Genomic DNA, 10147 nt, shown 5'->3' with positions numbered 1-10147 from the left:
CCACAATTTTATTCTTTCATCCGGACATTTGCTGAGAAAAACTTATAAGATATATATAGTAGTTCGGAGCTCGGTGCAGGAAGTTTCGAGTGGAACCGGAAGAAGCATTGCTGTCAAGTTTAACGAGGACCAGTTAAACTTGACAGCACAGCTCGTAGTAGTTCATTCGCAAGTGAGCGAGCCTTTACCGCTGCGTAAGTCGGGAAGGCTCGCTTTTTTCTTGAACATCGTCCAAAAGAACATGAAACGGACCAACAAAAGTTGGCCCGTCAAAGGCTGAAAATAGAGGAACTGTGGTGAACTGTGCGAAACGTTGGAACGATTGTGAGAGTATAGAGGAGATCAGGTGCTTTAAGCGTGTCGAAAAAAGTTATACTCCTTCAGGATGGCGGCGATAAGTGATCACAGGTGCGTTATTACGATTAGGCAAGCCAATTGAGGTGGAGTAACGCATGCCAGTTCCTCTAAATGTTCAGAAGGGATTAGAAAGGTTGAGAAATACAGCTGCCGCAAGCGTCACATAGGCCAGTCAAGCCATCTCATGCGAACTACAGCAGCGGTTCCGGCTTCCATGAAGGATGAGAAGGGAACGCTCCCGTATTCATCCAAGCGGAGTTGGCCAATAGTATTGACCCGGCGGGCCTAGTGCTGCCATTCTCCATCCAAGCGTGAGAGGCGCTCCACCGGCCCCGGCCAGGTCTTCTTCGCTCAAGCATCCTTAGCTTAGACGTCTTCATCCGCTCGGCCGCCGCTCAGCCGGTCCCATGCAAGCTTGGCGGCCCCGGCGACGCCCGCCGCATTCCCGAGCTCGGCCGCGACGATAGGCGTTTCGCGGAATACGGGCATAGCGCGTTCGCGGACGATCCGGCTGATCCGTCCCAGCAGCGCGTCGCCTTGGGCGGTGACGGCTCCGCCGAGCACAATCGCCTGCGGATTCAGCACATGCGCGAGGCTGATAAGTCCGACCGCCGTGTATTCGGCGTATCGCTCGATGACGGCCGAAGCGGCATGATGTCCTGACGCTGCCAGGTCAAAAATCGATTTGGCCCCGTCCGACAGCTCGTCGCCGCGAAGTCCCGCTTCGGCCGCGAGCCGAAGCAGCGCGGTTACCGAGGCGTATTGCTCGTAGCAGCCGGATAGGCCGCAGTTGCATGGCTGGCCTCCCCAAGCGATAACCATATGGCCGAAGCCCCCGGCAAAGCCGCTGCCTCCGTAGTCCGGCCTTCCATCGATAACGCGCGACCCGCCGACGCCGGTACCCAGCGTGACGCAGATGAAGTCGCGGTACGGGCGCCCGGCTCCGAGCCAGGCTTCGCCGACGGCCATCGCGTGCGCGTCGTTTGCCACGGCGACCGGCAGGGAGGAAGCCTGCTCCAAGACATCGCGCAGCTGCAGTCCGGTCCAGCCCGGCAAGTTCGGCGTGGCATAGGCGACCCGGCCGCTCAACGGCTCGACGTAGCCGGCTGTGCCGACGCCGATGCCCGCAGGCAGCAGGCCGGCCGATGCGGAGTGCGCTCGGAAGTCTTCGATGATGGCGCGCAGCCGGCCCAGAAGTGCATCACGCCCTTGCTCCGCTTGAGTCGGGGTAACCGTATGCTTCAGCACCTCGCCGCTATCGTTTACAATTCCCGCTTTGATGTTCGTGCCCCCCAGATCAATACCCAAAACAACCTTACGCATGAGACGAACGCTCCTTACCAGGCGTACGCAGACCATTCCGGTCCAGAAACGCCATATAATCTTCGTACAGCTTGACGGACGATTCATGCCCTGCATGAACGGGGCTGCCGGGCTTGTTCATCATGCCCAGATATTGATAGCCGAGCACTTTGTCCACCCAAGGCGATACGGTCATCAACTGCTGCTCGATCCGTTCGAAGGCAGGAGGGTAGAGCACCTTCCCTTGAAAACGGAATAACTCCACATCCGCCCAAAGCGGTTTGCCTGCCCGGTCATGCGCTTCCCGCAGGGAGGCGAACGTTCGCTTCGCCTCATCGTGGGTGGTCCGGTTGACGCCGAGCTCGTCCTGATAGGCGATATAATCGACCTCAAGCGAACGAAGCTGCGTAACGAAGCGGTCGTCGGCTTTGACCGTGCGGGTGCCGTACGGTGCGATCAGCACTTTGCTCGGGCCATGCTTGCGGCACAGATTGGCCAAATCGTTCGCATACGCGATATAGTTGTCCGGAAAATATTCGCGGATCGCCGCTTCCACAGGGAAATACCACCCGGCAAAGGAGGGATGGTGGCCGTATTTCTCCGCCAGTTCCTTCGCGACATCAATGCGCAGGCGGGAATAATCGCCGTCGAGCGACAGCTGTCCCATAATCGGTGTCGTGAAAAAGCCGAGCCCGAGGTACAGGGAGACGTTCAGTTTATCTCCCGCAGCCAGCACCGCTTCGAGCGGATCCGGGCAGACGGTATCCCAGCGCCAAGGCATCGCTTCCGACGGATAGAACGCTTTGCCGTACAGCGCCACGCTGAGCAGGATGAAGGTATCCATGCCGGCTTCGGCCATTTCCGTCATTTTCAGCTCCCAATCGTGCGCTGTGAACTGTTGGGTCGCCGCATTCCAGGTGTCGCCTTCGTACGGATTGCAATGGTAAAAATCGAACCACGTGCCTGTGATCGGTTTCATCGGCCGTTCCTCGCTTTGCTTGAAATAGGGGGCACTCAATAGCCCGTACTGTAATGCATGCTCCGCGCGCGAATCACGCTTCCTCCCGCGCGAGCCGGAGCGCCTCCCGCACGCTGCCGTCCGCCTGCCGCAGCAGGCGGCTTGCCTGTCCGGCATCGGGAGCCGGACCGAGCAGCATAACGATGGCGGTTTTCACATCGCCGCCCGTCTGCCGCAGCGTGTGCGCCGCCGTCTCCGGCTTGGCGCCGGTCGCCATCTCAACGATTCGCTCCGCACGGCGCAGCAGCTTGCCGTTCGTCGGCTGCATGTCAACCATCAGGCTGCCGTACACCTTGCCGAGGCGGATCATCGTTACGGTGCTAAGCATGTTCAGCACCAGCTTCTGCGCCGTACCCGCCTTCAAGCGGGTGGAGCCGGTGACGACCTCCGGTCCGACGGGCACTTCGATAGCGGTGTCGGCCAGCGCGCCGATCAGCGAGCCGCGAACGCAGCTTACGGCAACGGTGGCGGCGCCGACCTCGCGCGCGTAGCGCAGCGCGCCGGCGACATAAGGCGTCCGGCCGCTGGCGGCGATGCCGACGACGACGTCCCGCGGCGAGAGCCCGCGGGCTTCAAGATCCTCAGCGCCGCCTTCGGTCCGGTCCTCGGCGGCTTCGTCGGCCTGCAGCATGCCGCTTCCCCCGGCCATGACGGCCTGCACGAGATCGGGCGGGGTGCCGAAGGTCGGCGGGCATTCGTAGGCATCGAGCAACCCGAGCCTGCCGCTCGTTCCCGCTCCGACATAGAACAGCCTGCCGCCGCCTCGGATCGCTTCCACAATCACGTCCACCGCAGCTTCGATGTCGGCCAGACTTTCTCCGACACGGCCGGGCACCGACCGGTCGGCTTCATTCATATAGCGGACCAAGTCCGCCGTTGTCATCAAATCCAGTTCGGGAGCTTGCGGGTCCCGCGTCTCGGTTTCGAGCCGGTCCGTCTCGTACGCGTTCATAGGTCACCTGCCATCGGGTTCGATTTGAAAAAAAGCTCCTTAAATGAACTTCAGTATGGAGATCAATTCCATTATATAAGGAGAAAATGCTTTCCGTAAACCTTTTTTGGGAGGAAAATTCCTCATTGTATTAAAAAAATGAAGATAATCTCTATTGTGTATAGTATAATGGAACTAGTACTCGCGAACAGAGGAGGTTCCAGTCATGATCCGCATTTCCGCCCTTGACGTATTCCCGCTCCGCCTCCCGATGAAGCAATCGTTTCGGATCTCGCAAGGAACGGTCGGCGCCGTATCCGCCGGAGCGCCTCATGTATATGTCCGCATCACGGGAGATAACGGCGTCGAAGGATGGGGGGAAGCGCGACCGAGTCCCCGCTGGAGCTACGAGACGCCCGAATCCGTATGCAGCGCCGTTTCCAATTACCTGAGGCCGGTGCTGCTCGGGCAGTGCGCTGACGACTTGGCGGCGGTTCACCGTATGATGAACCGCGAGCTCGCAGGCAGCCTTCACCCGGGTCAGCCGATCGCCAAAGCAGCCGTGGATACCGCGCTTCACGATCTGATCGCCCGCAGCTACGGAATGCCAGTAGCGGCACTATGGCAGTCGGGCTCCTCGCACCCGGTCCGCCTGTCTTATCTGATAAGCACAGACAATCCGGAGGAAGCCGCGCGCAAAGCGCGGGAGGCGGTGGCCGAAGGCTACACCGGCGTCGATGTCAAAATCGGGCTGAATCCGGCGAACGATCTGGATATCGTCGCGGCGGTGAAGCAGGAAGCGCCGAAGTTATTTTTCCGCGTGGATGCGAATCAGGCTTACCGCCTCACGCAAGCGATTCAACTGGCCCAAGGCCTCGAACGCATCGGCGTCGACGTGCTTGAACAGCCGCTGCCGGCCAATCAGCTCCACGGTCATGCCGAGCTGCGCCGCAAAGTGTCCATCCCGATCGCGCTGGACGAGAGCGTTTGGTCGCCAAGCGGCGTTCTGGAAGCGCTGCGCAGCGAAGCTTGCGATACCATCGTCATCAAGCTGACGAAGATGGGCGGCCTCCGCGGCGCCAAGCTGTGCGGCGAGATCGCCCGGGAGAGCGGGCTCGGCTTGCTCGGCGGCGGGCTGACGGAGTCGAAGCTTGGGCTGGTTGCCTCCGCGCACCTGTTCCGTTATTTGGAGCTGACGGACCCGGTCGATCTGAACGGTCCGATGTTCCTGAAAGACGACGCCGTCGAAGGAGACTGGCCGATTCGCAGCGGCGAAGTCGTCCTGCCGGAAGGGCCGGGGCTCGGCTGCCGCATCTCGGAAAACAAGCTGCAGGACTACGCTGCCAACGACTCATAAGATAGGCAAGCTACGGCGCGCATTGAAACGGATCGATCCGCTGCCATAACAAACAAAGGGGAGCATCGTATGAAATTTTACGTCAGCTGCGATATGGAAGGGATTTCCGGTGTGACGCTGAGGGAACAACTGGTAAGGGGAGAGCCGCTGTACGAGGAAGCGCGACGGCTGCTGACGCTGGAAACGAATGCCGTGACGGATGCGCTGCTGGACGCGGGAGCGACCCGGATTATCGTGAAGGACGCTCACGGAAGCGGCTTTAACTTCATTCCCGAGCTGCTGCATCCGGGGGCCGACTACGTGATGGGCGCGACCCGGGTCGAGAACCGGTTTCCCGGTCTCGACGAAACGTTTGACGGCGCGCTATTGATCGGGTACCATGCGATGGGAGGGACCCCTCTGGCTGTGCGGGACCATACGATGACATCGCAAGGGTGGCAGTCGCTCCGGCTGAACGGCCGGCCGATCGGCGAGATCGGGCTGGATGGGCTGTTGTTCGGCTTGCAGGGTGTCCCGGTGCTGTTCGTCTCCGGCGATGACAAAACGTGCATGGAAGCCACAAACGAGCTTCCCGGCGTCGTCGCGTACGAGACGAAAACGGCGCTCGGCCGGCATGCTGCCTTGATGAAAGCGCCGCAGCGGGTACGCACCGAGTTGCAGGCAGCAGTGCGCCGCGCCATAGAGAACGGGAACCGTCCGAAGCCGCTCCGCCTTAAGGGGCCGTACGAGCTGACGATCCGTTTTCTTCATACCGAACAAGCCGACGCGCGCAGATATGACGGAATAACAGCCGAGAGGACGGACGGGTTGACCGCCGTTTACAAAGCAGACCATTTAACCGGACTGCTGGCAGCGGCATTCTGACCGATGAAACGAATACGATAAAAAAGGTGGTTAGTTATGAACAAACAATCAATCGGCGCGAAAGCGCTGCTGTGGATCGAAAGCAACTACAACTCGCTGACGAAGGCCGAGAAGAAGGTCGCCGACGTCGTCCTGCAGGATAAAGAAAAAGTCGTCTACAGCTCCGTGACCGACTTGGCCGAGATGGCTGCGACGGGGGAGACAACCGTGCTGCGGTTTTGCCGGAAGCTCGGCTTTCGCGGTTATCAGGAGTTTAAGCTGGCGGTCGCCCAAGACCTCGTCAGCCCGAGCGAGAACGTGCACGGAGCCATTGACGAGAACGACAAGATCGGCGAAATCGCCCAGAAGATCACGTCCAGCAACAGTCAGGCGCTGAAGGACACGATGAGCCTGCTGCAGGAAAAAGAGCTGCAAAAAACGGTCGATGCGCTGCTGTCCAAAAAACGCATTTTCTTTTTCGGCGTCGGATCGTCCGGCGTGACGGCCATGGATGCGCAGCACCGCTTCATGCGTCTTGGCTTTCAAGCCTTCTGTGCGAACGATGCCCACATTATCACGATGAACTGCGCTTTAACGGGACCGGACGACGTGGTGGTCGGAATTTCGACCTCCGGAAGCACGAAGGATCTGGTCGACGCCGTACGGATAGCGAACGAAAATGGCGCCACCATCGTCTGCTTGACGAACCACGCCCGCTCGCCCATTACCCAATACGCCGACGCCGTGCTGCTCGCTTCGTCGAAAGAAACGCCGCTGCAGGGAGGAGCCTTTGCTTCCAAGCTTGCACAGATTCATGTGCTCGATATTTTATCGACCATTGTGGCTCTGCGGCGCAAAGCGGAAGCGTTCCAGGCGATCGAGAAAACGGCCAAATCCGTGGTCGACAAACTATATTAAAAAATAAATTCATAAAATTAAATAAAAAAGGAGGAAATCTCCGCCCGAATGTTGTATAGTTTAGTTAGAGGACAGCATGAAGGGGGGATTTTCTTTTTTTCGGCTTTCCCAGATAAAACAAAAGTATACAGATAAACAAAAGAATCGGAGTAGAGAGATCCACCTGAGACATGATGGAGGTGGCACAAAATGAAAGCGTTTCACAAAGCGGGTATCGCAGCATTTTCCCTCATCTTGGCTTCAATGGCCGGGCTGGCCGGATGTTCCGGGGGAACGGCGAAGCCTCAAGGCGACGGCGCGGGCAAGACCGATGCCGCAGGCGGCAAGCCGAAGGATAAGGTGGAGATTACCTTCTGGCACGTCTGGACCGATAAAGACGCCGGTCCGATTACGGCGCGGGTCGATGCGTTCAACAAGAGTCAGGACCGCATCACGGTCAAGGTGCTGGGGAACCAGGACGCGACGAAGCAGCTCACGGCGATTTCCGGCGGGAATCCGCCCGACGTCGCGCTGACGTACTGGAACAATATCGGCCCGTGGGCGCATGCCGGCGCGGTTCTGCCGCTTGCCGATTACCTGAAGAAGAGCAAGCTCGATACCGCGAGCTTTATTCCGGCTGCTTTGGAACGGATGAAGGTGAACGATCAATATTACGCACTGCCGTTTACAGTCAGTATGGCCAGCACGCTGATGTACAACAAGAAAGCGTTCCAGGATGCGGGCATTGTGAAGCCGCCGGAAACGCTCGAAGAGCTGTTCGATACCGCCAAAAAGCTGACCAAGCGCGAAAACGGTACGATCTCGCAAATCGGTTTCATTCCGGATTATCCGTGGATCGATAACGTGTTTTGGCCGGTCATTTTCGGCGGCGGCTGGGTGGACGCGAACGGGAAAATCACCGCCAACCAGGAAGCGAATGTCAAGGCGATCGCCTACCAGCGCAAATTTTATGAAGAGTTCGGAATGGACCAGATCGGCAAATTCCGCTCCGGCATGGGACAGCGGGGGACGCCGAACGACCCGCTGCTGACCGGCAAGCTGGCAATGATGATCGGCTGGGAGTACAACTTCCCCGACGAACGGAAGCCGGACGGTCCGATTGGCATCGCTCCGTTCCCGTATCCCGCGGACCGGCCCGATCTGAAAGGTTCCGGGATGGTCGGACCTCGCGCGGTGTTTATTCCGAAAAAGGCGAAGCATCCGGAGGAAGCGTGGGAGTTCATGCAATATTTGATCGGCCAGGAATCGCAGGTGGAATTCTCCATCGAATCGAAGACGATCCCGAGTTGGCTGCCGGCGCTTGACGATCCGAAGCTGCGGAAGAACGAGAAGCTGGTCATGATGCTTGATTTCTACGATCGGGCGAAAAGCAAAACGCTGCAAGGGTTCCCGAACAGCGTCTACATTAACGAATATTTGCAGGCGCTGACCGAAGAAACGGAAAAAGCGCTTAAAGGGCAGGCGACGCCGCAGGAAGCGATGGACCGCGTCGTGACGAAAATCCAGCCGCTTGCGGACAAGGCGAAGAGCAAATAACAGGGCGACGGAGGGGGCAACTTCCCCTTTCGATGAACCTGACACGAAAGGAGTGGGGCCGCAATGGCTCGCGCCGCTGCCGCAACGGCCGGATTCCGTCACCGGAGGAATAAAGCGTTATGGACGGGATTACTATTTATCAGTCCGTGGATTGCCGGCTTTCTTTTGTTTCAACTCTACCCGATTGCGATGTCGTTTTATTACAGTTTGTCGGAATATAACTTGTTTTCCAAGCCCGAATGGGTAGGTTTGCAAAATTACAAGAATCTGTTCGCGGACAGCAAGTTTTATTTGTCCATGTACAATACGGTCTACATCACTGTGTTCGGCCTGCTGCCGCATCTGGCGTTCGCTCTCGGGATGGCGATGCTGCTCAATATGAGCGTGCGGGGGCAGTCGCTGTACCGCACGATCTATTTCCTGCCGACGCTGGTGCCTGCCGTCGCCAGCTCCTTGCTGTGGATGTGGCTGCTCAACGCGCAGTACGGTCTTGTGAACAAGCTGCTGGCCGCCCTCGGCATGGTCGAGCCGAACTGGCTCGTCGACCCGATGTGGACGAAGCCGGCTTTGGTGTTGATGGGCTTCTGGGGCACCGGCACGCAGACGGTCATGTACTTGGCGGCGCTGCAGGACGTGCCGAAAGTATTCTACGAAGCCGCCGAAATCGACGGCGCCGGCCGGTGGAGCCGCTTCCGCCACATCACGCTGCCGGCCATATCGCCGATGACACTGTTTTTGCTGATTAACGGTCTGATCAACTCGTTCCAGTTTTTCACGCAGGGGCTTATTTTCGCAGAAGCGTCCCAATCCGTGGGAGGGCCGGAAAATTCCATGCTGTTCTACGCGATTTATTTGTACCAAACCGCCTTTTCGTTCCTGAATATGGGATACGCCTCCAGCATGGCGTGGATTTTGTGCGCGATCGTGCTGGGCCTGACGCTGCTTATTTTCCGCTCGTCAGCCCGTTGGGTGTATTACGGAGGTGAAAAATAATGGCGCAGACGATGATCGCCCGCTCCGGCTCGGGGGCAGGGGTTCGGAGGAAGCAGGGACGCTATGTCCGCAAAACCGTGCTGCCGCATATCGGCTTGGCGCTGGCGGGCTTGCTGTTTCTCGCTCCGTTCGCCTGGCTGTTCATTACCTCCATCAAGTCCGAACAGGAAATTTTCGCGATCCCGACGGTATGGTGGCCGGACAAAATCCAATGGATGAACTATGTGCAGGCGGTTCAGACGATTCCTTTCATTCAGTATACGCTCAACACCGTGCTCGTCTGCGTGCTGTCTGCGGTCGGGCAGCTGTTCGCCTCGCCCCTGGTGGCGTATGGGTTCTCGCGGATTGCGTTCCGCGGGCGCGACTTTTTGTTTTTCGTCATGATGGGGACGATGATTTTGCCGTTTCAGGTGACGATGGTGCCGATCTACGTCATGTTTAACCAGATGAACATGCTCGATTCGTATTGGCCGCTCATTTTGCCGAACTTTTTCGGCGCCGCCTATTATATTTTCCTGCTTCGCCAGTTTTTTATGAACATTCCTTACGAGCTCACGGAATCGGCCAAAATCGACGGAGCGTCCGAGTTCCGCATTTATTGGCAGGTGATTCTGCCTTTGTCCCGGCCGGCGCTGTACACCGTGGCGCTGCTTACGTTCCTGCACGCTTGGGGCGATTTTCTGGGACCGCTCATTTACTTGAACGATCCGGAGAAATGGACGCTGTCCGTCGGCCTCAGGTCGTTTATCGGAGAATACAAAGTGTCATGGGGCCTTCTGATGGCTGCTTCCACGCTCTTCACGGTCCCGATTATCGCGCTGTATTTCTTTGTACAGAAGCAGTTCATACAAGGCATTACGCTGACAGGCTTTAAGTGAGACAGAGCATCCGG

The 10147-nt window shown here is 58.1% G+C and carries 9 protein-coding genes; 6 read left to right on the top strand and 3 right to left on the bottom strand.

What is annotated here, in order from left to right; all coding sequences use genetic code 11:
* Window positions 1-723: 723 nt before the first annotated feature.
* The 3 genes from QJ48_RS09550 to murQ all read right to left on the bottom strand — a co-directional run bounded on the left by QJ48_RS09550 (window position 724) and on the right by murQ (window position 3629).
* On the bottom strand, window positions 724-1680 hold the full coding sequence (locus QJ48_RS09550; protein ID WP_054973396.1) for an ROK family protein: 957 nt from the start codon (window positions 1678-1680) through the stop codon (window positions 724-726).
* Window positions 1673-2638, bottom strand: coding sequence for a DUF4434 domain-containing protein (locus QJ48_RS09545; protein ID WP_054973395.1), 966 nt, complete (start codon window positions 2636-2638; stop codon window positions 1673-1675). Before QJ48_RS09545 ends, QJ48_RS09550 begins: the two co-directional genes overlap by 8 nt.
* Window positions 2639-2711: 73 nt before the next feature.
* Window positions 2712-3629: an N-acetylmuramic acid 6-phosphate etherase gene (gene murQ / locus QJ48_RS09540; RefSeq protein WP_054973394.1), complete on the bottom strand. Its 918-nt coding sequence runs from the start codon at window positions 3627-3629 to the stop codon at window positions 2712-2714.
* A gap of 205 nt (window positions 3630-3834) precedes the next feature.
* Here murQ and QJ48_RS09535 point away from each other — a divergent pair, with 205 nt between their 5' ends.
* From QJ48_RS09535 to QJ48_RS09510, 6 genes are all read left to right on the top strand, one after another.
* The gene (locus QJ48_RS09535) at window positions 3835-4965 is read left to right on the top strand and encodes a mandelate racemase/muconate lactonizing enzyme family protein (protein WP_054973393.1); all 1131 of its coding nucleotides are present in this window, start codon (window positions 3835-3837) and stop codon (window positions 4963-4965) included.
* 69 nt (window positions 4966-5034) lie between these two features.
* Entirely contained in the window at window positions 5035-5829 is a 795-nt protein-coding gene (locus tag QJ48_RS09530) for a M55 family metallopeptidase (RefSeq protein ID WP_054973392.1), read from the top strand.
* Window positions 5830-5865: 36 nt separating this feature from the next.
* Entirely contained in the window at window positions 5866-6726 is an 861-nt protein-coding gene (locus QJ48_RS09525; protein ID WP_010495463.1) for a MurR/RpiR family transcriptional regulator, read from the top strand.
* Window positions 6727-6915: 189 nt separating this feature from the next.
* Window positions 6916-8262, top strand: coding sequence for an ABC transporter substrate-binding protein (locus QJ48_RS09520; RefSeq protein WP_054973391.1), 1347 nt, complete (start codon window positions 6916-6918; stop codon window positions 8260-8262).
* Between the two features lie 63 nt (window positions 8263-8325).
* Complete coding sequence (locus QJ48_RS09515) at window positions 8326-9255, top strand: carbohydrate ABC transporter permease (protein WP_054973390.1); 930 nt, start codon at window positions 8326-8328, stop codon at window positions 9253-9255.
* A complete protein-coding gene (locus tag QJ48_RS09510) occupies window positions 9255-10133 on the top strand; it encodes a carbohydrate ABC transporter permease (RefSeq protein ID WP_054973389.1) in 879 nt (292 codons plus the stop codon). Before QJ48_RS09515 ends, QJ48_RS09510 begins: the two co-directional genes overlap by 1 nt.
* The last annotated feature ends 14 nt before the right edge of the window (window positions 10134-10147 follow it).

Source organism: Paenibacillus sp. A3 (assembly GCF_001399685.1).
In the GTDB taxonomy this organism is placed as follows: domain Bacteria; phylum Bacillota; class Bacilli; order Paenibacillales; family NBRC-103111; genus Paenibacillus_G.
This window is presented reverse-complemented; position numbering and strand designations above follow the sequence as displayed.